Origin of the sequence: Metallosphaera cuprina Ar-4 (assembly GCF_000204925.1) — an archaeon.
GTDB classification, from domain to species: domain Archaea; phylum Thermoproteota; class Thermoprotei_A; order Sulfolobales; family Sulfolobaceae; genus Metallosphaera; species Metallosphaera cuprina.
In genome coordinates this window covers 1,589,032-1,615,184 of record NC_015435.1, presented here as the reverse complement: position 1 = coordinate 1,615,184, position 26,153 = coordinate 1,589,032, and the positions used below count along the sequence as shown (strand labels likewise).

Annotated in this window: 31 protein-coding genes and 2 pseudogenes; 16 read left to right on the top strand and 17 right to left on the bottom strand. The window is 41.1% G+C overall.

Annotated features, from left to right (window positions below; genetic code table 11):
• Positions 1-8 precede the first annotated feature (8 nt).
• From MCUP_RS09965 to cutB, 4 genes are all read right to left on the bottom strand, one after another.
• Positions 9-212, bottom strand: coding sequence for a hypothetical protein (locus tag MCUP_RS09965; RefSeq protein ID WP_148230930.1), 204 nt, complete (start codon positions 210-212; stop codon positions 9-11).
• 170 nt (positions 213-382) lie between these two features.
• Positions 383-2,611, bottom strand: a complete 2,229-nt coding sequence (gene cutA, locus MCUP_RS08350) for a glyceraldehyde dehydrogenase subunit alpha (protein ID WP_013738370.1) — start codon at positions 2,609-2,611, stop codon at positions 383-385.
• Positions 2,608-3,066, bottom strand: a complete 459-nt coding sequence (locus tag MCUP_RS08345; protein ID WP_048057627.1) for a 2Fe-2S iron-sulfur cluster-binding protein — start codon at positions 3,064-3,066, stop codon at positions 2,608-2,610. The genes cutA and MCUP_RS08345 overlap by 4 nt, the downstream gene beginning before the upstream one ends.
• Positions 3,067-3,085: 19 nt before the next feature.
• Positions 3,086-3,928 (bottom strand): glyceraldehyde dehydrogenase subunit beta, encoded by an 843-nt coding sequence (gene cutB, locus MCUP_RS08340; RefSeq protein ID WP_048057626.1) that lies wholly within the window; start codon positions 3,926-3,928, stop codon positions 3,086-3,088.
• Positions 3,929-4,284: 356 nt separating this feature from the next.
• On the opposite strand from cutB, the gene MCUP_RS10200 reads away from it, so the two are divergent.
• A complete protein-coding gene (locus MCUP_RS10200; RefSeq protein WP_258167321.1) occupies positions 4,285-4,407 on the top strand; it encodes a hypothetical protein in 123 nt (40 codons plus the stop codon).
• A gap of 108 nt (positions 4,408-4,515) precedes the next feature.
• A pseudogene (locus MCUP_RS09915) lies at positions 4,516-4,704 on the top strand (HEAT repeat domain-containing protein); the annotation flags it as partial.
• Between the two features lie 10 nt (positions 4,705-4,714).
• Here MCUP_RS09915 and MCUP_RS08335 read toward each other — a convergent pair.
• From MCUP_RS08335 to MCUP_RS08325, 3 genes are all read right to left on the bottom strand, one after another.
• The gene (locus MCUP_RS08335; protein WP_013738365.1) at positions 4,715-5,272 is read right to left on the bottom strand and encodes a winged helix-turn-helix domain-containing protein; all 558 of its coding nucleotides are present in this window, start codon (positions 5,270-5,272) and stop codon (positions 4,715-4,717) included.
• A 222-nt stretch (positions 5,273-5,494) separates the two neighbouring features.
• A complete protein-coding gene (locus tag MCUP_RS08330) occupies positions 5,495-6,352 on the bottom strand; it encodes a calcium:cation antiporter family protein (protein ID WP_048057784.1) in 858 nt (285 codons plus the stop codon).
• Between the two features lie 256 nt (positions 6,353-6,608).
• Positions 6,609-6,857 (bottom strand): hypothetical protein, encoded by a 249-nt coding sequence (locus MCUP_RS08325; RefSeq protein WP_013738363.1) that lies wholly within the window; start codon positions 6,855-6,857, stop codon positions 6,609-6,611.
• Positions 6,858-6,917: 60 nt separating this feature from the next.
• Here MCUP_RS08325 and MCUP_RS08320 point away from each other — a divergent pair, with 60 nt between their 5' ends.
• The 8 genes from MCUP_RS08320 (at position 6,918) to MCUP_RS08285 (ending at position 13,971) form a co-directional block, all read left to right on the top strand.
• Positions 6,918-8,135, top strand: a complete 1,218-nt coding sequence (locus tag MCUP_RS08320) for a 4Fe-4S dicluster domain-containing protein (protein WP_013738362.1) — start codon at positions 6,918-6,920, stop codon at positions 8,133-8,135.
• Positions 8,136-8,185: 50 nt separating this feature from the next.
• Positions 8,186-8,752 (top strand): 2-oxoacid:acceptor oxidoreductase subunit gamma family protein, encoded by a 567-nt coding sequence (locus tag MCUP_RS08315; protein ID WP_048057625.1) that lies wholly within the window; start codon positions 8,186-8,188, stop codon positions 8,750-8,752.
• The gene (locus tag MCUP_RS08310) at positions 8,733-8,999 is read left to right on the top strand and encodes a 4Fe-4S dicluster-binding protein (RefSeq protein WP_013738360.1); all 267 of its coding nucleotides are present in this window, start codon (positions 8,733-8,735) and stop codon (positions 8,997-8,999) included. Before MCUP_RS08315 ends, MCUP_RS08310 begins: the two co-directional genes overlap by 20 nt.
• Positions 8,996-10,192 (top strand): transketolase C-terminal domain-containing protein, encoded by a 1,197-nt coding sequence (locus MCUP_RS08305; RefSeq protein WP_013738359.1) that lies wholly within the window; start codon positions 8,996-8,998, stop codon positions 10,190-10,192. Before MCUP_RS08310 ends, MCUP_RS08305 begins: the two co-directional genes overlap by 4 nt.
• Positions 10,161-11,045, top strand: a complete 885-nt coding sequence (porB, locus tag MCUP_RS08300) for a pyruvate synthase subunit PorB (protein WP_048057624.1) — start codon at positions 10,161-10,163, stop codon at positions 11,043-11,045. Before MCUP_RS08305 ends, porB begins: the two co-directional genes overlap by 32 nt.
• 98 nt (positions 11,046-11,143) lie before the next feature.
• A complete protein-coding gene (locus MCUP_RS08295) occupies positions 11,144-11,395 on the top strand; it encodes a hypothetical protein (protein ID WP_013738357.1) in 252 nt (83 codons plus the stop codon).
• A gap of 105 nt (positions 11,396-11,500) precedes the next feature.
• Positions 11,501-12,925, top strand: a complete 1,425-nt coding sequence (locus MCUP_RS08290; RefSeq protein ID WP_013738356.1) for an MFS transporter — start codon at positions 11,501-11,503, stop codon at positions 12,923-12,925.
• 191 nt (positions 12,926-13,116) lie between these two features.
• Positions 13,117-13,971 (top strand): DMT family transporter, encoded by an 855-nt coding sequence (locus tag MCUP_RS08285; RefSeq protein ID WP_048057623.1) that lies wholly within the window; start codon positions 13,117-13,119, stop codon positions 13,969-13,971.
• A gap of 133 nt (positions 13,972-14,104) precedes the next feature.
• On the opposite strand, the gene MCUP_RS08280 is transcribed toward MCUP_RS08285, so the two are convergent.
• From MCUP_RS08280 to MCUP_RS08255, 6 genes are all read right to left on the bottom strand, one after another.
• Entirely contained in the window at positions 14,105-14,791 is a 687-nt protein-coding gene (locus tag MCUP_RS08280) for a hypothetical protein (protein ID WP_013738354.1), read from the bottom strand.
• 2 nt (positions 14,792-14,793) lie between these two features.
• Complete coding sequence (locus MCUP_RS08275) at positions 14,794-15,234, bottom strand: cytochrome c oxidase subunit II (RefSeq protein ID WP_013738353.1); 441 nt, start codon at positions 15,232-15,234, stop codon at positions 14,794-14,796.
• A gap of 4 nt (positions 15,235-15,238) precedes the next feature.
• The gene (locus tag MCUP_RS08270; RefSeq protein WP_013738352.1) at positions 15,239-15,682 is read right to left on the bottom strand and encodes a cytochrome c oxidase subunit II; all 444 of its coding nucleotides are present in this window, start codon (positions 15,680-15,682) and stop codon (positions 15,239-15,241) included.
• Positions 15,679-17,202, bottom strand: a complete 1,524-nt coding sequence (locus MCUP_RS08265; RefSeq protein WP_013738351.1) for a cytochrome b — start codon at positions 17,200-17,202, stop codon at positions 15,679-15,681. Before MCUP_RS08265 ends, MCUP_RS08270 begins: the two co-directional genes overlap by 4 nt.
• Positions 17,202-17,942: a Rieske 2Fe-2S domain-containing protein gene (locus MCUP_RS08260; protein ID WP_048057622.1), complete on the bottom strand. Its 741-nt coding sequence runs from the start codon at positions 17,940-17,942 to the stop codon at positions 17,202-17,204. The genes MCUP_RS08265 and MCUP_RS08260 overlap by 1 nt, the downstream gene beginning before the upstream one ends.
• Positions 17,943-18,043: 101 nt before the next feature.
• On the bottom strand, positions 18,044-18,634 hold the full coding sequence (locus MCUP_RS08255; protein ID WP_013738349.1) for a sulfocyanin: 591 nt from the start codon (positions 18,632-18,634) through the stop codon (positions 18,044-18,046).
• Positions 18,635-19,155: 521 nt separating this feature from the next.
• Here MCUP_RS08255 and MCUP_RS08250 point away from each other — a divergent pair.
• Entirely contained in the window at positions 19,156-21,573 is a 2,418-nt protein-coding gene (locus MCUP_RS08250; protein ID WP_013738348.1) for a cbb3-type cytochrome c oxidase subunit I, read from the top strand.
• 4 nt (positions 21,574-21,577) lie between these two features.
• Entirely contained in the window at positions 21,578-22,117 is a 540-nt protein-coding gene (locus tag MCUP_RS08245; RefSeq protein WP_013738347.1) for a DUF1404 family protein, read from the top strand.
• Here the strand turns inward: MCUP_RS08245 and MCUP_RS08240 are convergent.
• Positions 22,114-22,656, bottom strand: a complete 543-nt coding sequence (locus MCUP_RS08240; protein WP_052296644.1) for a DUF1404 domain-containing protein — start codon at positions 22,654-22,656, stop codon at positions 22,114-22,116. The genes MCUP_RS08245 and MCUP_RS08240 overlap by 4 nt on opposite strands.
• A 243-nt stretch (positions 22,657-22,899) precedes the next feature.
• On the bottom strand, positions 22,900-23,178 hold the full coding sequence (locus MCUP_RS08235) for a DUF5658 family protein (protein ID WP_013738345.1): 279 nt from the start codon (positions 23,176-23,178) through the stop codon (positions 22,900-22,902).
• A gap of 161 nt (positions 23,179-23,339) precedes the next feature.
• On the opposite strand from MCUP_RS08235, the gene MCUP_RS08230 reads away from it, so the two are divergent.
• On the top strand, positions 23,340-23,843 hold the full coding sequence (locus MCUP_RS08230; protein ID WP_013738344.1) for a type 2 periplasmic-binding domain-containing protein: 504 nt from the start codon (positions 23,340-23,342) through the stop codon (positions 23,841-23,843).
• A 34-nt stretch (positions 23,844-23,877) separates the two neighbouring features.
• Here the strand turns inward: MCUP_RS08230 and MCUP_RS08225 are convergent, their stop codons facing one another.
• Positions 23,878-24,147: a hypothetical protein gene (locus MCUP_RS08225; protein WP_048057620.1), complete on the bottom strand. Its 270-nt coding sequence runs from the start codon at positions 24,145-24,147 to the stop codon at positions 23,878-23,880.
• Positions 24,148-24,525: 378 nt separating this feature from the next.
• Here MCUP_RS08225 and MCUP_RS08220 point away from each other — a divergent pair, with 378 nt between their 5' ends.
• Entirely contained in the window at positions 24,526-24,768 is a 243-nt protein-coding gene (locus tag MCUP_RS08220) for a hypothetical protein (RefSeq protein ID WP_013738342.1), read from the top strand.
• Between the two features lie 6 nt (positions 24,769-24,774).
• Positions 24,775-25,191, top strand: coding sequence for a type II toxin-antitoxin system VapC family toxin (locus MCUP_RS08215; RefSeq protein WP_013738341.1), 417 nt, complete (start codon positions 24,775-24,777; stop codon positions 25,189-25,191).
• Between the two features lie 73 nt (positions 25,192-25,264).
• Here the strand turns inward: MCUP_RS08215 and MCUP_RS08210 are convergent, their stop codons facing one another.
• Positions 25,265-25,468 carry an HAD family hydrolase gene (locus MCUP_RS08210; RefSeq protein WP_048057619.1) on the bottom strand — a complete coding sequence of 68 codons (204 nt, stop codon included), beginning with the start codon at positions 25,466-25,468 and terminating at the stop codon, positions 25,265-25,267.
• Between the two features lie 177 nt (positions 25,469-25,645).
• Between MCUP_RS08210 and MCUP_RS09910 the strand changes: the two are divergent.
• Positions 25,646-25,984 (top strand): annotated as a pseudogene (locus MCUP_RS09910) (antibiotic biosynthesis monooxygenase family protein).
• Positions 25,985-26,153 lie beyond the last annotated feature (169 nt).

Sequence of the window (26,153 nt, the reverse complement as noted above, 5' to 3'; positions counted from 1 at the left end):
AACAGGGTTTAAGGCCAAGCATCTTGCTGATTATCCGGTGACTTCATAGACAGTCCCACGAAAGAAGCTAAGGTCAGCAGCAATATCCCTATGTAAAGCGGCGCGTCAGGTGACTCACTGAAGTAAGTGATCTTTCCTAATGTACCCTCTATCATAATCACTATCCCTAACACAGCAAGTAACGAGCAGGAACAGATTTGCTTCACTTTCATTGTATCACAAGTAAATATAGGTTATCAAATCTTATAAATTTTGCTATATTTGTTAGAAAACTGACAAATAGAAATACAATCATGATGTCAAATGACAAAAAATATATTTTTATATATAAAAGTCCACGTGATGCATAAAACGTATACAAAAATTGAGGTAAAATGGTAGGCTATTGGAGGATGTCCTCTGGTAACGCCGGAGTCTTATTCAACTTCTTCCCAGTGGCGTCCTCTAAAGCTCTAATTATTGCTGCGGGGCCAACTATAAGGGCTGCCTCACCTACACCTTTACTCTTAGTTAGGTATGCAGAGGGGTGATACTTTTCAGCGAAATAGCTCTTGAATTTCGGTGCCTCAACCGCTGTAGGAACGTAATAGTCAGCATAAGTTACTGCGAGCTGTCCGTTTTCGTTGATTGTAGCTAGCTCGTATAAAGCTTGTCCAACAGCCTGAGTACCTCCACCGTGTATTTGTCCCTCTGCCAAGGCTGGATTTATAACCCTACCTATATCATCGTATGCTCTGTACTCGATTACCCTAGCTATACCGTAATCGTCAACCTCTACTATTGCCATGTGTACACCGTAAGGAAATGTAACGTCACCTTCAAGAACTACGCTAGCTGACAGTCCAGGTTCCTTTCCGCCGTAAGCCTCCCTAGCAATAACGTCCCAGCTCACTTTTCTTCCCTCCTTCTTATGTATGAACTCTCCGTTTCTGTAATCTATCTCCTCAACGTCAGCGTTCATGACCCTCGCAGCCACTCTCCTCATCTTATCAAGGACTTGTTTACTTGACGATATGGCAGCGCTACCTGCAGTAGCTAAAGTCCGGGAACCGTAAGTACCCAACCCTATAGGGACGGTGTCACTATCTCCCCAAGTAACCTTTATCCTTTCGATTGGGATTTGCAGCTCGTCCGCAACCAACTGGGCTATTGCGGTTTCAGTTCCTTGGCCATGTGGCGTCCCACCTATAGACACGATTACGCTCCCATCGCGGTTTATCCTCGTTTCTGCGAACTCGTAAGGTCCAAAACCACATATTTCGAGGTAATATGCCAATCCCACGCCTACCTTCCTACCCTTAGCTCTCTCCTGGGAGGCCCACCTCTTCATTTCATGATACTCCAAGACCTTAACACCTTCCTTGAGTAGAGTTTGATAATCCCCTGAGTCATACTTCAAGCCGAACGGGTTAGTGTAAGGTATCTGATCTTCCCTTATCAGGTTCCTCATTCTGACCTCCACATCATCCATTTTTAGCTCGTCCGCTACGGTGCTCATGATACGCTCTATTATGAAGGTAGCTTCAGGTCTGCTCGCCCCCCTATACATAGTTATCGGAATAGTGTTAGTGTAGATGGCCTGACTTTTTATCATCAAGTCTCTGACCTTGTATGGGCCGGGTATCATGGGCGGTATTATTGTAGGTTGTATGCCCTCAGTATAAGTAAGGTAAGCCCCCAACTCTACATCCAACGTTCCCTTAATCGCAGTTAGCGTGCCATCGCTCTTGAATCCGATCTCCCCTTTGAACACGTTATGCCTCGAATTAGTTGCCATCATTTCTTCAGTCCTGGTTGCGGTCCATCTAACTGCCCTGCCTAGTCGAATTGACGCAGCTATAACCGCGAGCTCCTCAGGCAATATGTGAGCCTTGCTTCCAAAACCTCCACCAACGTCAGGCATTATAACCCTTATTTTACTCTCAGGAATACCGAAGATTCTGCTGAATTCTGCTCTAGCGAAGTGAGGTATTTGTGTAGAGTACCATATAGTCAAGTTACCGTCATAGTGTGACACTATCCCTCTGGGCTCCATAGGAGAGGGTATAAGTCGTTCGTTGCTTATCTCCACCTCAACTCTCCTATCGGAGGAAGCTAACGCCTTATCTGCGTCTCCGGCGTTGAAGTTACCTACGAAGCCGTAGTTAGTTCCGAGCTCCTTGTGTACTAATATTTTATCCTTTTTAGCCTCTTGTAAATCAATCACAGCATCCAAAGGCTCCAGATCCACTGAGACCGCTTCAACTGCATCCCTAGCAGTGTACTTATCTTGAGCTAAAACCATAGCGATAGGTTCACCGTTATACTTTGTCTCTCCTTGGGCGAACCTCCACAGAGGTATCTTCCACGGTCTAGGATCTACATAAGTGGTCCAAGGGCCTATACCCTCCTTGATCAGCTGATTAATTTCCTCTCCGGTCAGTACTGCAACCACGCCTCTTATCTTTAACGCGTCTTCCTTGTTCACTTTCTTTATTCTCCCGTGAGGTACGTTACTTCTAACGAAGCCCGCATAAAGGGAGTTAACCTTTATGTCATCGACGTACGTGCTTCTCCCCGTAACGAACTTGTCGTCGTAAAGCCTTTTGATCGATTTACCTGCGTAACTCATGCCCTCATCCTCCTTGAAGCGTCTAGTATAGCGTTAACTATGTTCTGATATCCTGTGCATCTGCAGATGTTACCGTGAATCATATCTCTAACCTTCTCCTCTGATAGATCTCGCTCATGAGATAGAATGAAGTGGGCTTGCACAATCATCCCTGCAGTGCAATATCCGCACTGAAGTGCGAAGTTGTCCTTGAAAGCTTGCTGAATGGGGTTGAGTTTCGAGTCACTGGACAGTCCTTCAATGGTCAATATCTCTTTTCCGTTAGCTTGTATGGCCAACATTGTGCACGACTTGACTGACCTGCCATTAACTAGAACTGTACAAGCTCCGCAAGTGGTAGTATCGCATCCTATCTTCGTTCCAGTGAGGTTAAGGTTGTCCCTTAAAAAGTCCACTAGAAGCGTCCTTGGCTCTACCTCGTCTTCGTACTCCACTCCGTTTACTTTAACCTTTATCTTAACTTTCTCTCCGGGTTTAGCTAGCGTTTCTCATCTCCTCCAATGAGTTTTTAAGTAACCTTTTCATGACTTCTTTTCTGTAATTTGAGGATCCTCTTGAATCAGATGGCGGATTAATCCCCTTTACTGAAGCTTCAACAGCCTTAGAGATGTCAGAGTCCGTTAACTTGGTGTCCTTTATCTCGTTCTCTGCCTCCCTGGATCGATAGGGCTTGTCCCCAACACCGGTAAAGGCTATCCTAGCGTCCTTAACCATTCCAGAATCAATTTTAATTGCTAGAGCTAGACCTACTAAGGCGTAGTCTCCTGCCCTCCTAACGATTTTTTTGTAAACCTGCTTGTAACCCTTAAGAGCCTTGACCTTCACCCGTTCAAGTATTTCAGACGGATCTAACGAGGTGGTAAAGGGCCCCTTAAAGAAATCCTCAGCTTTCTCTTCTCTTAACCCTCTCCTTGATCTTATTATCATCGTGGCATCTAAGGCTGTAAACACCGCAGGGTAATCAGATGACGGATCGGCATTACTCAAACTACCACCAACTGTACCTACGTTCCTCACCTGTACGTCTCCCACTTTCGAGGCCGCGTTCTGAATTATTTCTAATCCGGATATTCTTTTTGACGCAAGCTCCCAGTGCTTGGTAGTGGACCCAATAGTAGTCTCTTCTCCCTCCTTAATGAAAGAAAGTTCCGCGAGCTCTCCTATGTCAACCAAGTATTTGGGCTTGAGTATCCTTAGCTTCAACATGGGAATTAGACTCTGACCCCCTGCTAAAATCTTGGCATCGTTCCCCTCCATAAACTCAAGTGCTTCCCCTACGTTCTGGGGTTTATAGTAGCCGATTTGTGCAGGATACATCTATATCTTATTTAAACTTTTGTTAATAAGGAGATATATTCATGATCTTGATAGTTGTAATATAAGGTAAACTAAAGAAAACGTGGAAATCTTCCGATTATATAGAGTAAACCAAGATCAGAAAGGCTTAAATTTTATATGTTTTGTCAGGTATATTTCAATACTTATCTAAGTCAATCATATAATTAACCTCTTTTGGTTAAATTATATATGAGCTACGTTCCTCCAGGAGAGTCTGACGTTAATTAGAAAGAGGATACTTATTAAGGGAACGTGAGAAGCACCATCCTAAGAACTATGTCAAATAAGTGACGCTAATTATTTCCTTAAGATCGAGGGTTCACTTTTGGATGGAAATGCAGAGCTACACATTAGAGGAGTTGGAGCTAGAGAACAAAGAAGGATTTAGAACAATACTGGATGAAGGCAACATAGTCTTCAGGAGGTTGCACGAGAAGGGTGACAGTTCTCTAACCTGATGAAAGCCTTGCAGGCGGGGAGGAGGTCAGAACTTCATTTTAGATATGACCTTAAACGGAGAGACCATTCCAGTAAGGGAGGCCGCTACTAGATGATTAGGTAAATTCGGAGACAAGGAGGCCTATTCCCTCTCTGTGATGATTAAGGACAAGTATCCTAGTGTCAGATCTTCCGCTGTAGAAGCTTTAGCTGACACTGGAAGCGTAAGAGCTATACCTGTACTTCAATCTGTCGTAAATGACGAGGAAGGGAGGATAAGGGCTATGGCCTTAAGGAAACTTACCCCAGGGAGGTAGAAGAGAGAAGTTAGCGCTTCTCTATGACTTCCTGTAATAATTTTTCTATCTTCTCATTTTCTAAAATTGATATCGATTTATCGTTAGCATATATGGAGAACCTCTCCCCTATGATAACTCTCGGTGTTTTAAAGAAGAACACCTTCTTGTTGCAGCTGCTCTCTTCACAAATCTCGATTCCCTCCAGACGAATTCCTTTCCTCGTTAACTGGAAAGGTATACCTTTGCTCTCAAGCAAATCTTTGATTCTCCTGAGAGTAGCGTTCTCAACTACAGGGCTATCCATAGGTAACAACTCATTTAAGGTCGTCTCTATCCGGCTCACTTCCTTTTTAAATTCGTCTAATTTGTTCAATAAATTCAAGGCAATAGCTCCTTTAGGAGTCAGATAAAGTTTCCTATCTCCCCTTTCTTCAATAAGGCCCCATTGATTTAGAAGATACAAATATTTTTTCAGTAAGTCGAAACTTATTTTAGCTCCTATCATCAAGTTAGTTCTCATAACTCCTTCTTTGCAAAGACTCAGCATGTCTCTAACTATATCGTAAGTTGTTCTCTTATTTCCCATTGTCTCTCACGGTATTACTTTCCTTAAAGGAGGGCTAGATAATAAATTTTTGCCATAATTCTCTATAATGATATATAAAAAGTACTGCCATTAAATTCAGGAAATGCTTTCTCAAGAACGAATAACTTGTCAACTTATATTCAAATTATTTCTCGAGGAGTTTGAAATTTATTAGAATATCTGTTTAACTAGATACGTTAATTCAATCAAGCGATAGGTATATTACACTCTGAACAGGCTTAAGAAAACCAGTACTCCCACCATCATTAGGACCGAGTCCTGAAGCTTTATTTCACCGTTCATGATTAGTAAATATGCTAACACACCAACAAAGAAGGAGATTTCAATCAAAGGCATGAGAGAGGTTAGCGCTATGCCTTCTATACCTGATGCGATACCAATTATGGAGAGAAGGAGTGTAGAGCTCATAAGGTTTTCGTTAATTATCCCTAAGAGCAGATCTCTCATCACCGTCTCTCCCCTAGACCTTAGAGCTGAAGATATTTCCTGTAGGTTAGACATTAAAGGTACAATGAGAATGGCAACGTAATATGGCGGTATGTGAAGAGATGAAGATATTGAAAAGATCCCCTGAAGTAACCATTGAGAGGAGAACCATATAGCTAACCCACCGATAAGCAGTGCAGGAATCGGCTTGGGGTCCCTTAGGACATTTTTACTAGCTTTTTTGACACTAAAAACTAGGAAAACCGCTAACAAAACTAATCCCCAGTATACGTTTAAAGACCCTGATATTCCCATAAGTCCCATAAGCAACGAAATTATTAAAATAAAGAAATAATCACTCCTCCTTCCTATGCTAAAGTCCCTTCTCCATCTCAAGAAGTAGAGAAACCCATAAAATGAGACCCCTATTACGTAAAGGGATATTACGCTGCCCAACACTGTCGAGAGTGCAACGTAATAGTTTGACCTGAGAGACGCTTCCAGCGTTACTATTAACTCTGGTATAATTGAAACCAAGGCTATCATGTAGGGCGAACTAACCTTGGCTCCGCGATAGATCAGCTCTACGCCCAGAAAAAACAGAGGTAAAGACATTAACTCGCTCAGTAACACATTAAAATTTTTGTAGTGATTCCCTATAAGCTTTATAGTACTCATTTTTGATTATTTAAAACTTCTAAGTCGGGCGGTCTAACCTGGAGTATGAAAAAGTTTGTCTTCCAAGGTTTTGGATCAAACGGTTTTCATTCAACTGAATGATAAAACTCCATCGAGAACGTGCTGTTAAGCGTAGCTTACACTTACGCTTTCCGAAGATATTATTTAGCGTTGCAAATTAAAACTTCTATCTGCCCTGTTTCCTCACGATCTAAACGCCATCTCTTTTGCACCATTCAATGATCTCCTCACTGATCTTCTTTAAGTCATCAGGTCTCAACTCCTTACCTAAAATGAACTCCGCCGTAGACTCTATGAGCGATTTAATTTCCTCTTTTGAACAAGAGCACACTCTACTTCTGTCGCTCTCGCCGGCCTCATTTAGTGCTGATAGCCCTTGGTCAATGAATTTAGTCAGGAAGTTCCTTATCAGAGCCTTCCTATAGAACTCACTCTCCATATAAATTGTTTAAATATATAGGTAATAAACCTTAATATTATAAGTCACGTAATAGAATTTATGGAAGTTGCTAAGTTATCGGAAGATGATCTTAAGCTAGGTTTCACTTTTGATCATAACAAATGCATAGTGTGTGGTGCATGTGTGGACGCCTGTAATAAGGCGTATGGAGGTAATTGGAGAGCACTTCCAACTTTCGAGACTGAGGGAGCTAAGACGGCCCTATCTATATCCTGTAATCACTGCGATAATCCTGTCTGTCTGAGCTCATGTCCAGCCAACGCTATAACAAAGGACAAAAACGGTATCGTAAAGATAAATTCCGAGAAGTGCATAGGTTGCGGATATTGTCAGTGGGCCTGTCCTTATGAGGCCTTGCACTTCTCTAAGGATGGTACTATGAGCAAGTGCCACCTCTGCTTCGACAGATTAGGTAAGGGATTACCTTACTGTGTTGAAGCCTGTCCTACTGGAGCTCTAACTTTCGGTTGGCTTAAGGAGCCTGACGGGAACGTTAGCTATCTAGCTCCCGCTTCAATAACCAAACCTAGGCTAAAGGTAATACCCCCGCACGTACAGATCAAGGCCACACCTATAAAGCGAAAAGCTGAGAAGAACTCTATCGGTCTCATCTCCTTCACTTTGGGAAGCGAGTTGGCCTTAACTTACACGCTGTTTAAACTTCCCTTCTTTCAGATAATTTCTTTAGTTCTTTTAGCCTCTACCTTAATCCTGTCCCTAGGACACGCTCGAGTTTCAGCCAAAGCTTTAAGGGTAGTGTTGAACCTTTCGACATCGTGGTTAAGCAGGGAAGTCCTTTTTGGAGGCCTATCGATCTTAGCTCTCCTCTTCAACATAATCATACGAGACGCCTATTTCGTTGCGTTACCCTTACTAGCTTTAACGGTGATATCATCTATCATGATCTACGTCCTACCTTCTAGACCATCTTGGTATCACATAGATACGCCTGTCTCATTTATAGGAACTAGCTTTACAGTGGTCCCTCCGTTAGCCTATTTATTCATCCATAGCTACTTACTCTTAGCATTAGGCGGAGCCTTTGCACTAATTGAGATGTTAACTGCGAGGATGAAGCTAAGGATGGGATTCAAGGACAAGAGGTTACTAAACCTGCTGTATCTGGCACTGCTGGTAGTCGGAGCTTTCTTCATTCCATTAACTCTGTTGGCTTCTGTGATCGCCCTTATCTCGGAAGTCATACATAGAAGAGAGTTCTATCAAAAGGTGGTATATTACGGCGTTCCAACTGTTTAAACTTTTCAGTAACAACCTTTATTAGACTATCAAATTTAATTACATATTGGGTGGAACAATCGCTTGAGATACGATTCCATGGTAGAGGAGGACAAGGAGTTGTCACAGCCTCGAACTTACTCGCTGAGGCGGCGGGTTATGAGGGTTTGTTCGCCTCAGCTTTCCCTATTTACGGCGCTGAAAGAAGAGGAGCCGAGATAGAGTCCTATTGTAGGATCTCTGAGTCTCAAATTAGGGAGACCTCGCCTATTGAGGAGCCCGATGTTGTTGTAATTCTTGATCCAACAATTTTGAAAATATCTGACCCACTTAAGGGATTAAAGGCTAACGGTAAGGTCGTGTTAAATTGGAAAGGATCACCCCCAAGAGTTAAAGGAGATCTACATGTGGTAGACGCAACAGGTATTGCAATTAACCTGAAGCTAGTGAAGTCCGGTTGGCCTCTAGTTAACGTAATAATGTTAGGGGCTCTGGTTAAAGTGATCGGATTACTTTCCTTGGACTCACTGAAGAAAGCTATAGACTCTGAGTTTAATGGAAATGTTGCAGAGTTGAACAAGAAGGCGGTAGAAGAGGCTTATCATGAGGTGAGAAAGGTTGAGCAGCTTGTCGTTTGAGTACCAGTTCTTCCCAGTCTCGCATCCGGCTGAAGGGGCTGGTGGCAAAACTGGAAATTGGAGGGTTGTTAAGCCTATAGTAAGTGAAAGGTGTATTGCGTGTAATGCTTGTTTCCTTTGGTGCCCGGAGGGAACTATTCAGGTTAGAGGAAAGAGGGCCGAAGTCAATTATGAGTACTGTAAGGGATGTGGAGTATGCGCTAACGTTTGCCCTGTAAAAGCAATATCTATGGTGAGCGAAACATGATGAAGATCATGTCAGGAAACGAGGCCGTAGCGTTAGCTGTGAAGTTTAGTAGAGTAGGTGTGGTTGGGATATATCCTATCACTCCTCAAACCACTATAATTGAGGAACTAGCTGAGATGAGAGCTAGAGGAGAGATAGACACCGATATAGTTAGGGTAGAGAGCGAACATTCGGCAATGGGCGTAACTTTGGGAGCTGCGGTAGCTGGCACAAGGGCTTTCACCGCTACCTCCTCCCAAGGTCTCCTTTACATGCATGAGATGATATGGTGGACTGCGGGGAGCAGAGCTCCTGTAGTGATGGTAGTTGCTACCAGGGCGGTAGGAGCGCCTTGGAACATTTGGAACGAAAATACAGACTTCATGAGTGAAAGAGATAGTGGTTGGATAATGTCGTTCGCCTCAAGTCCGCAGGAAGCTCTCGATCTAACTCTTCAGGCCTTCAGGATATCGGAGGACCCGAGGGTTTTTGTTCCCATGATGGTTGGTATGGATGGGTTCATACTATCTCATACTAAGACGAACGTATATGTTCCATCTCAAGAAGACGTTGACCAGTTCATTCCTCCCAGAAGGCAACCGTATGTCATAGATCCGGAAACTCAGGAAAGTATGGGTAACATTTTTCAACCGGTTCATTACATGAAGTTAAGGCAATCAATTAACGATGCCATTCAAGGCTCCATCGATGTAATTAAGGAGGTAGGTAGGGAATATGAGAAAGTTAACCCTCTATCGGACTATAAAACGCTCAACGTCCAGTATAAACTGGAGGACGCCGATTACGCGATAGTGACTATGGGAGCTTGGTCACTAGACGCAATGGAAGCCATAGATAAGCTGAGAGAGAAAGGGGTTAAAGTGGGTCTTTACAGGATCAGGTATATAAGACCTTGGGCAGAGCAAGAGATAAGGAGATCACTAGAGGATAAGAGAGCTATCTTAGTGTTTGATAGGGCAACCTCATTAGGTAGAGCCGGTCCTCTTTACCTAGAGATGAAGGCGACTCTACAAAGCCCAATGAAAGGCGTTATAGCAGGACTCGGAGGAGTTTCTATGAGCAAGAAGGACTTCTATGAGGTCATATCGAACTTTATTGAAGAGGTTAAATTTGGTAACCCGAATAAGGTCGAGTGGTATTATCCAGGTGAGGTGAAATACGTTGAGCTTGGGACTCCAAGATCTGCGTACTAACTCGCTACTTCCTGGGACATCAGCGTGTCCCGGATGTCCTGAGAACATGGCTATGAGAATGGTAGGCATGGCCTTGGGTAAGAACGTAGCCATGATTGTGGTAGCTGGTTGCTCTTCAGTGATCCAAGGTATAGGGCCTAAAAACGCTTACGGCTATCCTGTGCTTAACATAGCCTTCGCCGCAGGCCCCGCTGCGGCATCAGGTATGTGGAGAGCTTACAAACAAAGAAACAAAGACGTTACGGTTGTGGTTTGGGCCGGCGATGGAGGAACTGCAGATATCGGTTTCGCTTCTCTTAGTGGAGCCGCTGAGAGAAACGAGGACTTCATTTACCTTTGTGTAGATAACGAGGCTTACATGAACTCAGGGGGACAGAGAAGTGGTTCCACCCCTCACGGCGCTATCACTACTACAACCCCTGAAGGAAAGAGGGGGAACAAGAAGGAGCTACTCTTTCTAATGCTAGATCATAACGTTCCGTTTGTTGCCACCGCATCTGTGGGCTATCCTCAAGATCTAATTGATAAATTAAAAAGGGCTAAAGACGTCAATGGTTTTAGATACATTCAGATTCTTACGCCAGATCCTTACGGTTGGTTATTCGATCCGTCAAAGACAGCTGAGGTTGCTAAGTTGGCAGTTCAAACTTGTTATTGGCCGCTTATAGAGGTAGTTGAAGGTAAGGTGAAAGTGAGCAACGAGTCTCTTCATTGTCTGAAGAAGGAGACCAGGAGGCCCTTGAAGGATTTCCTTTCCGTTCAAGGGAGGTATAGGAGGATCTCTGAGAAGGACTATGAGGAGCTAGAGAAATACGTAGATAGCCTATGGGATAGAATTAAGTCGATGTCGTAGTTTTCTAGAGAAAAATTAGTTTAGAAAGGTTTATTAACACGTCGTAAGTTTTTTTCGGATGATAAGAGGTTTAAAAACGAATAGAACGAAGTGATAAGATGACTTTACTAAAAGAAGTTACCGCAGCATTAAAGGAGAACAGACCCTTGTTCGCTTTTATGCTTATAAAACAATACGTTGAAGACCATCAGTTACTAGATGAGTCAGAGGAGTGTCTTAACCTAGTGAAGGCCGTGAAAGTGATGCCGTGGCTGAACGATGAGTCTTGGAGGTATTTCGTACCCTCTCTCCCAGAGGAAGAAATAAAGCTCTTAGCTCTTAGGATTCAGAACTGTATTAAAGTTGAATAGCACGGTTTTAACAACTATATCTTAGCCTAAAGCTTTACTAAGTTCATGAGTTATATACAGATATGTCTTTAAGTTTATTTTGTACCTACAACATATATAATAGTAATGGACAGAGCAGGAAGAGACGTTTTGTTACTGCTCGTATGGGGCGACCTCTTAATAAATTACGTGGAGACCATGGTAGTCCCAGCTATACCTACAATTCAAAACGATTTCTCAATTAGTTCTACCTTAGCCTCATGGATAACTTCCGCATTTATTATAGTTGGGGCGGTAGTTTCCCCGATCTTCGGCAAGTTAGCTGACATGTTTGGGAGGAAGAAGATCTACCTGATATCTTTAGCTGGGTATTTAGTGGCAGTAGGTATTGCAGGTTTCTCTCCAACAATTTACACTTTAATAGGGGCGCGAGCGGTTCAGGGAATAGGTTATGGGATATTTCCTGTTGGGTTAGCAATTATAACAGACGTGTTGTCACCTGAAGAGGTTGCGACAGCTCAAGGACTTCTGTCTGGATCCGTAGGCATAGGCACGGCTCTGGGATTGATTGTGGGTTCATATATAGATCAGAACTTCGGCTGGCAGTACGCTTTTCATACAGCTTTCGTTCTCTCACTTATCTTTTTCATTGTCGTTTTGTTAAAGCTAAATGATACTGGAGTCAGGGCCGCACGATCTGTAGATTACGTCGGTACATCCCTTTTGACCATTAGTACTCTACTCGTCTTAATCTATATAACCGAGGGACCCTCTATGGGCTGGTTAAACTTTGAGAACTTATCCTTCCTGGTTTTAGGATTGCTTCTAATGGCTGGGTTTATTTTTGTTGAATTGAAGGTGAAAGATCCCTTAGTTGATATGAAGCTTATGAAAATAAGGAACGTGATGGTAGCTAACCTAGTCGGAGTGGTGAGCAGTATAGCCTTAATGATAATGTACTTCGGGATTATATATTACGCTCAGTTGCCACCACCCTTCGGGTTAGGGTTGGATATACTTTCCGCCGGTCTAACCCTAGCTCCTGCAACTGTTGTGATGTTAGTTGTAGGGCCCATCGTAGGTAAGCTGACCGGAGATGCAGGGCCTAAACCTCTCCTTTTATTTGGTTCACTCCTTTCCATCTTTGGGTTTTCCCTCTTAATAATTAACAGGGGATCCCCTCAAGATCTGGTTCTTGACGTAATAGTTGCAGGTACCGGGATGATCTCAATAATTATACCCCTCATTAACATGATAGCAGTGAGTCTCCCTGAAACGTCTAGAGGAATAGGCTTAGGGGTTAATACACTCTTGAGAAATTTAGGCGCCTCTATAGGCCCAGTTCTAGCTACTTCAATAATGACGTCGTACAAGAACCCATACGTTCTAATGCTAGGTAATAGGATCCTTGACGTTTCGTTTTATCCAGGAGGGGAGGCGTTTGATGTGATGTTTGAAGTAGCGATAATTGTGATATTAACAAACCTGGGCATCTCCTTGTTTACCCAAAATTATAAGTTGAAAGGAAGGGGGAGAAACGTTAGCTTATAAGAGATACCTTTGTGCTTTAAGGATTTTTAAAAGAAATTTTTCAACGTCTTTAATTTTGAAAGAAGAGGAGGTTTAACCGATAGGTATTAGATCCAACTATAGGTTATCAAGTTTAGTAGGTAAGGTATTAAATCTACTCGTATTAAAAGATAATAGAACAGTTTTTAGTCTTTTAGATTCTCAACGATTTAATGAAAGTACTCAAGTACCTGATACCCTATATAGTATTTGGCTCACTACAATACAGGTTTACTAAAGACGGATTGTACTTCGCTTCTCCCTTCGTTTTTATGGCACTGAGGTACTTCATTGCTGGGGCCGTATTACTACCTTTAGCAAGGAAGATAGTTCTAAACAAGGAGACCATAACGCTAACTATCCTAACTACGGCCAGCTCAGCTCTTTGGGCTTTGGGGCTTTTATATGTGGCTCCCTCAGAGTCGGCCGTGCTAAGCTATACGATGCCACTCTTCTCAATACCTATAGCGCTTGTTTTACTCTCTGAGAGACCTAAACTATTTGAGGTTCTTGGGGCGTCTATTGGATTTGGAGGAGTTGTTATATATGGCTTTTCTCTCTCAGGTCACATGTCCCTTCTAGGGGGAATCCTCACCGTGTTAAACGCCGTCTTCTGGGCTTCATTCACGGTTTACTACAGGAAGATGAAGAGTATGGATCCCGCAGTAGTTAACGCGTCTCAACTTCTCTTGGGCTCTGCTATATTCCTAGCTCTTTCACCAATAGGATTCAGGTTCGATCCAAGTGTGACGTTCATTGAGGACTTATTGTTTTCAGCGATATTAGGTGGTAGCGTGCTTTTCTACCTGTGGAACTTGATGCTCAGGCTCGAGAGGGTGGGAAAGGTAACTGTTATGGCCTTTTCAATTCCAATTATTAGCTCCATTGAGGACCAGCTTACTGGAGAGATCGAGTTGAACCGCGACAGCTACTTAGGGATGACAACTATGTTATTAGGAATATTGTTATCAAGAAAAGACGAGATGGTCTTCAAACCTAAGTTGAGAACTCATGTCGTTAAGACGTAAAAGTAGTGTAAAGTATTAAGAAATATAAACTATAATCCCATCTTTATTAAAAAGTTATTCATCTATAGTGAAATTTATAGGTCAATTTACATGTTCTACTTCTAAGGTTTTAAAATCTCTAAACTTAGTTTTCCTATCGTGGAACTCTACTTAGGAGTCGATAATTTAGCCAAAGGAAGAACGAGGTGATGAGAGGAAGACCTATAAATATTGTATCCACGACGCCCTTCATCAAGTCGTTGCTAACCTCACCGCTCAGAATAGGATCGTAATATGCTACAATAGAAGCTATGGATATACAACACGTGCTTCCTCCAATAATTCCTATCACAGGTATGGCTAACTTTGTTACGTTCCTAAACTTTTTCGTTTCCAACAGATTTCCTAAAACTAAAAGGCCAATGACAATCCCCATTAGAATGGCGAAAAAACTCAGATCTATGTAGGCGCCTGCACCTATTGAAATTGATGGGGAGAAGAGCAACTCGATCAGGTTTGAGGGATTTACTGAATCCATAGGTGCGTAGGTTAGGGCAAGTAGAGAAGGTGATGAAACGCCTAGTATCGCATTAAGAAGTAAACTATAAGCTAGGTAATGAGCAACAATATAAGGAGAGAAGATCATCCATGAACGTTTTTCTTTCAATTTGGATGTCATTGTCCTAAGGGGATATTTCAGGATAAGGTAACCGATCCCAAGCCAGAAAGCTAGACCTCCTCCCAATTGAGCTAAATATTGATCTGGGAAGTTAGGGGAGTACATGTAAAAGAAAAGCCCTAGAATAGATAAGATTAAGTAAAAAAGGGGATAGACTTTCACGTTTAATCCCTGTAGTACTCTTTATATACTACAAAAATTAGTGATGAAAAGAGTAAAATCATTAATCCCACTAGTAGGCCTAGGCTAAATTGATACAGTAAAACTTGTGAAAAATACTGAGAAATGGAGTAAGCTAACGCTATTCCTGAAACGACTAGAACTGTAATTACCACCTTAGTTACATCTGTTTTCCTCATCTGTTTCTCTTGAACCGTTTCAGAGTATCTGAACCTAATTGAGAAGAAGATCAAGGAGCCCATAAACACTCCGAAAACTCCAGAGGCGCTAATGTACATCAGCCTCCATAAGTTCTCAACGTAACTCGAGATGGGAGACTGAGCTAGATAAGATAGCGATCCGAAATCTCCTATCCATAAAAACACTAAGCTCATTATAATTATCGTAAATATCCAAGCGGTTATATCTAAAGGTCTCAGTTTCACGGTCTCACCCTGTCGAGTTTGTGACTATCATAATTCCCTTCATAGTGTAATGCCCAGGTCCGCAAAATTCGGCACACCATATATTGTACGTTCCAGGTTGATTAACTATGACATACAAATCGTAAGTGTAGCCAGGAATTGCCTGCATCTTCAAACCTAGCTGTACAATGTAAAAAGCGTGAATTACGTCATCTGATGTGAGCTCAAAAACGTAAGGTTTTCCTGCCTGAATGACTACCTTGTTGTAGGAGACCGTTCCGTTTGGGTAGATGAACTCCCAAACGTACTGTTTTGCGATGACCTTTATTGGGACGGCGGTCTCATTTGAAGGAATAAAGGAGCCGTGGGTTATGTCACCTAAGTATTGGAACGAAAGAGCCCCTAAAAAGACCAGGATCGCTATAGCGAACACTATAGTTGAGATTTCAGCTACTCTCTCGGCTTTCATCTAGATTCACCCTTTAAAGTGTAAATTAAGACGAGGTAAGAGAAAAGCAACATATTAATTCCAGCCATGAAACCTAATTGAAATTGGTCCAGGAAGAGGTTTGTTAGAGTCAACATCTTCACAGTATTGTAAACTATTAGACCTAATGTTATCAAAATGCTTATATCAACGCCGACTGAGACCTGTCTAGGTATTACTATCTCAGTTCCTTGAGTTACGCTCTTACTGAACCCCAGTCTTTTCCCAATATTGAAAGAGTCGGTTGAACTTGATCCCCTGTTCTGAAGGTACCTTAAAAGAGGGAAGACCGTGATAAATATCAGGAGGAAGATTAAAGAGTCTACCTCGACTCCTATAGTTCCTATATCTCTTCCTGGAGTCAAGTAAGCCCACACGCTGTTCACTACGAAAGAGACGATGAAACCTGTGCCTAGAGCAACGGAAGCGGGCCTCATAACTGGATGAGAACTTCTGTGTCCAAAAACGTGCTCGTCTATGAAAGGGAAGAGGAGGGTCACTGCTCCCCATCCAAGGAAAATTAGCGAAGCCATTGATGGAGGTACAGATTTGTAGAAGAAGTAAATGAAGAGGAAATACCAATCTGGTATAGGTGGAGTCTGTGCCGCTAACGCTGGATTATATTCTGGCATGATATATTTTATTTGGTCACCATCAATTGATATTTGAAACGGGAGGGCAGAACTTATTAAAAATATGGCCCCAAAAGTCATTAAAAGTGTGACAAGGATTATACCAAACGTTCTAGTGAGAGGCTGTAGCTTCCAATTTGGATCATATCTCAGTTTCTCAGGATAGTTGTCTATGAGTTCCGACCTGTCCTTCTCTTTAGATAATGGAGGTGTTATTCCATGCTTCTCGAAAATGTAAAGATGAAGACCCAACACCAACGCTATTAAAGCTCCAACTATCCAATGGAAGATGAAGAACCGATCCACCAACGGGTCTACCCCGCTAGCTATACCAGGGAGTTGAGGAAGAAGTGTGAAAGCTGCAATCAAGTTGCTTAGTCCGAAAGGCATGTATGTGAAAAGGTTCAGTCCTGTTGTCGTTGCGGTCCACGATATCAGGTTATATGGTAGAGAGTACCCAAGGAAAGCCTCAGTTAAGGTAAGCGCAGCTAGAAGCGTCCCCACCATCCACATCACCTCCCTGGGCCTCCTATACGCTCCTACAATGAAGTTCCTAGTCATATGCACTAAGAGTAGGAAAACCATCGCGTAAGCCCCCCAACTGTGAAGACTGAAAAGGAGAGCTCCCAAAGGCACGTTGGAGATTAAATAAACTGTAGAAGCGTAGGGATCAGCTGGTACGTAGTATAAAGCTATAAGCATACCAGTCAACACTTCAAATAGAAAGGCGCCGAGAACGAAGGATCCCAGCCAGAAATCTAACCTATATGCGTATCTAGGAGCTTGTCTAATGGTGTGTCCGTATATGCCCGTTCTCTCGTCGAGCCACTCTAAAACCCTATCTAGCCAAGTTCTCTCTTCCTCTTCCATTAACTCACCCTAACGCAAGCCGGATTTGTTGGTAAAGAGTAACTATACCTAGGGTCATAGATCAGGTTATCCTTTGGCCTTCTCCTAGGTACCGCTTCTGAGAAATACGGAGCGTTATTTCCTATAGCGTATATGTCTCCAGAGCTCTCGTCGTATTCGAGCAAGACCATGGGAAGAGGTCTTGGAGCAGGTCCCCCAACAACGACTCCACCTTGATCGAGCTGATACATAGATCCGTGACATGGGCAGTGAAGGACTGAAGTAGAAGGGTTAAGGCCAGGATCGCTTGAACTGGGCACTAGGGCTTGAGCTGGTAACTGGCAACCCAAATGGACACACACAGCTGAGAACGCACATATAGATCTCTTGGGTCCTACGCCAACTACGTTCTTGAACTGAGCGTTTATCCTGAACTGATTATAATAGGGGTTCTTGAACTCTACGTCCTTCATGTTATTTAGTTTACTAAAATCCACTAGGAAGCAAGGTTCGTCTGTAAGCGGATATGAAAAGAAATAAACAGGACAACTAGAATTTAGCTGGTTGATGTTAGCTATCCTATATTTAGGAAAACCCTCCAAGCCTTGAGAGTTGTTAGCTACAAGATATTTAGGGGATATTGACTTCAGTTCACCATAATAGTACCCCATGTAATCTAGGACTGGGGTAATGAGAGGTGAGACCGCAATCACCCCTCCTAGCACTAATGTTAACCTAAGGAAGTCTCTCCTATCCAACACACTCCACTAAAATAATTACACGATAAAGCGACCTATATCTATTTTATTAAAACATTAGTATATCTTATTTTTTAATAAAAAATAATTAATCATTATAAATTTTATCCAACAACGTATGGAGAGCTCACGTTCTGTGAAACGATCAAGTTGACCCACATTCCAGACTCTGCATGACCTGATATCCCGCAGGCCAGCCAATATGTACCTTGTGGAGGATCATTCAAAAATCCTATCGCAGATTGTCCAGAGGATATACCCTGTATTGTGTAGGCTGAAGAGGACGTACCCACATATAGTAATATTTTACCGTCACTTGCTAAGTCTGCAGCGTTAGGAGTAGGCGTGTCATTCATCACCAAGAGAACGTTGTGTTGAAGCGACTCCTGGTTAGTGAACTTTATCTCTATGTTATCTCCGAAAGGCACATAAATGGTCATCTGGCCGAATGAGGTTCCATTGAAGTTAAAAGGGGTAGCTGAGGAGAGCGCAACTAGACTGATTACAACGGTTTTGTTAGATGAAATAAAGGGAAGAGTTATCTTACTAGGACCAGTAGTGGTGGTTTCGTTTGACATAGAAGGAGAAGATAACATATGGAATTGAAGTATTGATATAATTGCTGCCGAGAGGACCACGATCGCAACTATGAACGCTACCACATACGAAAACACAGGCGATACGGCCTTTCGCATTTTTATCATGATTATCTAGTTTCACATTTTATAAATGTTTTTTATAAGAGTTCCAAGAAATGTGAGCTTTACGAAACTAATATGGCTAAGACGTGCGTGAAGATTAGGGACCTTGAGGCCGATCTAGCTTAGATATCAACCAAAGGGCTTAGCTTTCCCCTTCTATTAAGGCTATTATTTTTCAATCCTAAGCGATAGATCACATCGCTGATAAGGCTTACTTAACTATAACTATAGTCCAAGAGTATCACATCGTAATAGAGACCGTTTTCATATTGTTTGAGGACTTTGTTTGAGGCGGTTCAAATCTGTTCTATACGTATTTACTTGAAAAAAGATGTTAAGCTTATTAAATCCTTTTACTTTATTAAACAACGAAATTCTTAAAAAATTATGATCAAGTATAATATCAATCATAAAGTATATAAAAGTTTTCCTTAGTTTTTATGCATTTAATGCTAACTTAACGAAAAGTATATATGTAAACATTAATTCCTGTTAAAGTAGTAATTAATGAGAGTATGGACGAAGAGAAAAAAAGAGCTGGATTTAAGGAAACTATAAAGATTGCCTTTACAACTACTAGTGCTCATGACATAGGGATCATGTATATTGTTATAGGAATAGTGAGCTTAATTACCGGTTCACTTTACGCCGCCCTTATAAGGGATCAGTTGACCTTGAACAATTTGGGGGCAGAAGAATATTATAATGCCGTCTCGTTGCACGGCATATTTATGATTTTCTTTATGGTGATGCCTATTTCCACCGGTTTCGCCAACTACCTTATACCTAGGATGATAGGAGCTAAAGACCTCTACTGGCCTAAAGTGAACGCATTGTCTTTCTGGATTTTAGTGCCCGCGGTGACTATGAGCATAATAGCCCCCCTCTTTGGTCCCATAAACACAGGATGGTATATGTACGCTCCTCTTAGCACTGACCTTCAAGTTAACGGAGGTTTCGGTGTGACTTTGATAGAAGTAGCTCTAATGATAGCAGGAGTTTCTTCCACTCTCACTGGTATAAATTTCATAATGACTATATTGAGGCTTAGGAAGGTTCCTTTCTTTAAGATGTCCTTATTCACTTGGTCCTTCTTCGCCACAGCTATACTATTGATGGTAGCGTTACCTCCTCTTACAGCAGGCCTAGCGATGGCCTTCTTAGAGAGAATGTGGAACTTACCCTTCTTTAATGCAGCTTTAGGTGGAAATCCATTGCTCTGGCAAAACGTCTTCTGGTTCTTCGGTCATCCTGAAGTTTACATATTAGTGTTGCCCGCAATGGGACTAGTAGGAGAGATACTTCCAAGGGCTGTGGGTAGACAAATATACGGATACAAGGCGTTAGCTCTTTCGTCCATGGCTATAGCTTTCCTATCCGTTCTAGGTGTTTGGATGCATCACATGTTCACTGCACTAGACAGTGACGTAGTGAGAGAGATAGCTGCCGCCACTACTATGGCAATAGCTATACCTTCAGGGGTGAAAGTTGTGAATTGGACAATAACGTTTTACGGCGGTAAAGTAAAATTCTCAGCCCTAACGATTGGCATGATAGGCTTCATTTCACTTTTCTTGGTAGGCGGCATTACTGGAGTTTTCTTCCCGCTCATCCCAGTGGATCTAGCGTTTAATGGAACGTATTTGGTCGTAGGACACTTCCACTACATGGTGTTCGCAATATTAGTAGGACTCTTGAGCGGTCTAGTGTATTATTTCCCTTATTTTACAGGAAAATGGTTTGATCATGAGTTAGCTAGGACCTCAATGTTTATGATTGTAGTGGGAGCCTTCGTTGTCGCTACCGGAATGAGCATCGATGGGGTCTTAGGGATGCCTAGAAGGTACGCTGTAGTGCCCTCTCCTATCTATCAACCTTTCCAAAATTTGGTTACAGTTGGTGGTGTAGTGGAAGGGATAGGGGCCCTCCTATTGTTCGGGACTTTAATATACGCTTGGTTGAGAGGTCCCTTAGTGAGAACCATGGATCCTTGGAACTCGGAGCAATTGATCGGAATCCCAGACTTTGTGATAAGGCCTATAGCTCTCCCACTTTCTTTCGGGAAGGAAATGGACGGGTCTATCCCGGAGCACAGGCACGGATCTTTCTTCCCCTCTGTGTTTGGCCTCTTATTATGCTTCCCTCCTTTAGGTTTCATGCTGATGTTGGCAGGGATCGTCACTCCTGGTATCCTCATGGTCCTAACGTTTATAGGTGTTGGGATGGCGTGGCTATATAACGATTACTTCAGGCAACCAAGGCCCGTCTCTGGATTTGGAAACATGGGTTTAGGAAAGGTTTTGAGCTCCTCCCCTCCGAGCACAGCGGAAGCCTCGTTGGGAGGCGTAGATAACCCAGTAACACAACAGACCGGGCTAGAGATATCTAGAAAAGCTAAAACTCCCGTCCTTTTCTTCATAATTGCGGAGATATTCTTGTTTGGAAGCTTTATCGGGGGGTACATATATGACATAAATGAAACTCCTACTGTTGCAACTTTACCAAGGTTGGCGGTGGATTGGTATCCATTACCTTTAATCATGACAGTTATTTTGTTATCTAGCTCTATACCCGCACATCTTGCTTACCATAACTTCATGAAAGGCAGGATGAGAGCGTTCAAGTATTTTGGGGTTCTGACAGCAGTAATGGGTTTCTCGTTCCTCATGGGACAACTCTACGAGTTCACTCACATAGTTAAGTTCTCTCCTCAATATGACGTCTACACTGCCTTCTTCTTCACTATTGTGTCCTTGCACGCTTTTCACGTGATTATGGGCTTAGTTATTTGGGCTATAACCCTGCTCAGGACTAGGATAACGATACCCTTCCAACTGTCGACGGCCTCCTCTTTCTACTGGCACTTTGTTGACGCAGTATGGGTAATAGTGTTTACGATGTTCTATTTGCAGTTACCGATATATCATCCGTGAGTTTATGAGAAGGGTAAAACTTTTCCTTATATTTCTTTTCACATTTATTTTGCTAAATCCAGTGTTTGAGCGAGTTTACGGAGAGAACGCTACAGCTTTCATGGCCTCTCACTATGTCCTCTTCGCGTTAGGGTTTTGGTTAGGTCTATCTTTTAGAAGCTTGAAGCATAGATTGATAAGGACGATCGTAGGTTCAGCTATAGCCGTTTTAGTTCACACGCCAACCGTTTTTGATGCCTCTGCATACTATGAGATATTAAGGATAGTCTTGGAACTAGCTCTATTCTCCTCTGGTTATCTAATTGGCTCTTCCCTATCTTTCGGCTGGGATAGGTACGCTTACTCTCTGTTAGGCGGATGGATGATAGGCGATACGTCGTTATCTATAGCTTTCATGATCGGGGATCCTAATTACTCCTATCCTCTATCACCTTTTCAGACGTGGCAGATAAAGGATGCTGGGATGTTCATGTTTCTCTTCATGAACTTAGTTGCGTTTTTCATTGTTATGAGGATATTTGTTTCTTATGTAGAGAGAACCTAGAGTTTTCCTTCAAGTAAGGTCTTAAAGGAAATGTAAATAACACCAGCTAATATCAAGTTCATTACGACTATCATAGAGATCCCAGCCAGAGGTAAAGAGTCAGGTGGATAAGGAGAGACCCCATTTCTATTGCTATATAGGGGACTTGCGATTACGAACAAGATGCTTAGCACAGTATCACCTATCATGTAGAGGGCAAATAACGTAACCTTTACCCACTGTGCTACGCTGTGTAAAGCCGAACCTAACAAAAACCCACCTAGAAATATTGATATCTCTAAAAGAATCCTGAATTGAATAAATGAAGCTCCCAACGAGAAAGGTACTGGTAGATGCCAGAAGGTTATAGGTAAGATGCCTAAAACCAGGTTATACCAAGCCGATCTTAGTAACGTATATCCTAATAAGGAACCGGAGGCAATCAAAGCGTAGTGCGATAACATATAAAGAACTGGGGATTCAAACTCCAACCTCTCAACGAAAGGATTAATAAACGAAACTGCTAATAAGATTGAAATTATAATAAGTTTAACGTTCACATGAAAAATTATATGGACGCGTTAAAAACGTTGTTATTAGAAGGGCAAACGCATTTATAAGACTGGGCGAAGTAGGTTGGGCAATATTTATTTTGCACCTCATTTTTAATAGATACTTTTATTAAAGTAGTTGAGTTAGCTGTAAACTTTTATATATAGTATTTATAGAATTAGTTACTTTCTCAAAGATTACTTAGTTCGTCATATTATAACCTAACTAAAAAGATGGCTGCTAAAAAGAGATTAGATCAAGGTAAGGATGTTAGATATGTCTGCCAAAGCGAAGAGCCCTATTAATACTAAACTAGGTAAGAGTACTGATCTCTTTATGAGGAAGGCAGACCCTATTATAGCCACGACCTTAAGACCAGCCATTACTAACACAAACAAGAACGGATTTCCCTGGAAAGTATGTAAGAAAGCGTTTTGCTCGGCGTAACCGTTCTCAATTCCTATAAAAGTGGTTAGGATATCCATGAGTCCTAGCCCGCTTAAGATCGGCACGAGTAATCTTTGAATCATAAGATATCATCATAGTTTAATATTAAAAGTTACATATGTTTAACTTCAGTGATATATAGTAAAAAAATCATTAAAAAACATATTAGTACACTAATATGTTCATCTTAACATAAAGTTTATTACCCTATTTTTGTTAATTGATATAATAATGGTGAAAAAGTTTGAACTCAGGTCTTAGAGTAGGAGAGGTAATAGCGATAATCCTAATCGCTGGTGCTCTCTCTTTAGGATTTCTGGGAGGAAATCCATCGGCTCAGATCCCTCAAGTTCCATCTCTATCGGTTATAGACCATTATACTGGTTTAAACTGGGTAGTTCAGAGCTCCTATAAAGGTGTGGCGGATAGCGCTCCAACTCCTTTTCTGCAAAGCTTCGGCTCGGATGTTATCTCATACTCGAACATGAGCGATAACCAGGGAGATACGCTTGTGATATTTCAGGCTTACTTCCCTTCAAGTCAAAGCGCTCTTAATTATCTTAACTCAGTCTCTCCTGTAGCTCCTCAGTTGGTTAATAATGTGTGGGTCTCTGTCTACTCATTGGGTCAAGTGGAGATAGTTTATATGGTTAGTGGATCTCATTTAGTTCAAATATCTTATGTGGGGAGCTCTGAGAGTCTCCCGAACACGTCTTCTCTCGAGAATCTAGCAAGTTATATACTTTAAATTTTTGTTAGAAAATTAAATAAAAATCTTTCTTTTAAGCTTGAGCTATTGTACCTGGCTGAACGAATTGATAGACCACGACCATGATGTAGACTTGGTAGTCTCTCTGATAGAGCGGATACATCGAGATTTGAACGGGCTGGAAATATTCCATAAAAACTCCAGGTAATGGTTTCCCAAGGTCTATAGACGAGGGTGAGATATTAGCGGTAAACGGAGCTATTACAGTGTATCCCTGAACCTGTAGACCTTCTATGAACATGTTGGCTATTAAAGAATTGTACGTTTTATTGGTCCACGCCATGGTATAGGAAATGGATACTATAAACTTATGAATATCATTACTACTACTTAATTCCTCTAATTATGGATGGTATGTAGGACCATCCCACCCGCTTTTAGACGCTTTCACTCAAGCAGGAATATTTGTAAAGAAAAATGAAAAATGAAAAAGAACGGCAATAGCACATTTCAGCTACGATAATCCAGTAGTAAATGGTTTAGCATATTAGTAGGAATAATAATGCTAATCATATGTGCAAAAGCGTATTAAAAACGAAAATCTTTTATGAATTTCAAAGAATTGTAGAGATCATTAACTGAGATTTACCTAAATAGAAGAAGATTAAACGGTTTTTCAAATGGGGAAAAACTATTATATTGTGGGAAATAATATGATACTATGGGATATGTGGTTAAAGTTGATGATAGAGGTAGGATAAAATTACCTAAGAAGTTAGCTAATGCCAGCTCAGTTATAGTTATTGATACAGAAACGTTTTTCGTAGGAATACCAGTACCTAAAGATCCATTAGCTGCAACAGCCGATATTATTAAAACTGATTTAAGCGTAAAGGAATTGAAAGAATTAGCTGAAAAAGAGGCTGAAAAAGACGCCTTAGAGAGAGCTAAGAGGAGACAGTGAATTTTAATGTTAATTGAAAGTGATATTTTGATAGCTCATCTTAAGACTGAAGACAGATTAAAGGAAATATCAGAAAGGGTTCTTTCAAAAATCGTTAAAGGCAAGCTTAATGTAATAGCTAGCAGAGAAACTATCCATGAAATATATTATGTTTTAAAAAACATGAACCTTCCTATAAATGACGTATTAAACAAAATAGGCGCATTAACTACAATACCAAATATTGAATGGGTACCAACTACAATTGAGACTGACCTTTTAGCATTGGCATTAATGGCTCAATATAAACTCACATCGATCTTTGATACATATCACGCTGCAACTTGCCTACTTTATGACAAGCAAAAAACAATTATATCAACTGACCACATTTATGATAAAATCCCAGGAATTAAGAGAATTGATCCTAACAATTTAGTATAAAGAAGAATATTTAATCATTCATTTAATTCCTCAATCTTCCTCAATGCTTCTTTTAAATTTTTAACCCTATCCCTTAACCTCTGGATAAAAAATCATACCTATCAAGAAGTATAGGATCCACATAACCCCTCTTAGCACCAATATAGTCCAAGTCATAAATATCACCGATATGCACAGCAGGATAACCAACCCTCATTATAGCAAAACCAAATATTTTAGGATTGGGCTTTACTGAATTAACTTCAAAAGGTAAGGCTAGTTGCCCTGACTTAAACATCTCGACCTTAAGTAGAGAATAATTATCACTTCATCAAAATCTTAATTACTTGAGTCACTTCATATCATTAATATATTAAATTTAGTCAAAAATTAGAAACTTTCTGTTTTTATATTTCTAATTATATCGATAAAAATAGTTAGATCTATTAACCAGAGCCCTTCAAATTGTTATTTAATGATAAATGTAGGATTATATTACAAAGTAAAACCGGGGTATGAAGAAGAATTTGAAAAAATCTTCACACAAGTATTAACATTCAAACAATGTAGAGGGATTCAACGATGCTAAACTCTATAAAAACGTTAATGATAACCGCGAATATTTAGTGTATTCAGAATGGGAATCCATAGAAACATTCAAAAAATTTATGCTAAGTAGACAATTCACACAAACAACTGAGTATGGAAAACAATACTAGAAGGAATGCCTAGACACAAAATACTAAAAGAAATAAATGAAAAAGGAAAAATAATATTTTATAATATTTTTCAAAGAAACTTAATACGACGTTAAAAACCTTATCCAAACAGAGAAAAGGCCTCATTCTAGTTGAGTAGCTTTAAGATGTGAGAACCTACGATTTTGACCTTTACATATTCATCATTGCGTTCTTTAGACTACTAAATAACTATTAAGTAGTTAAAATTTGGAGATACTAATTTATGTATCTCTACTAATATTA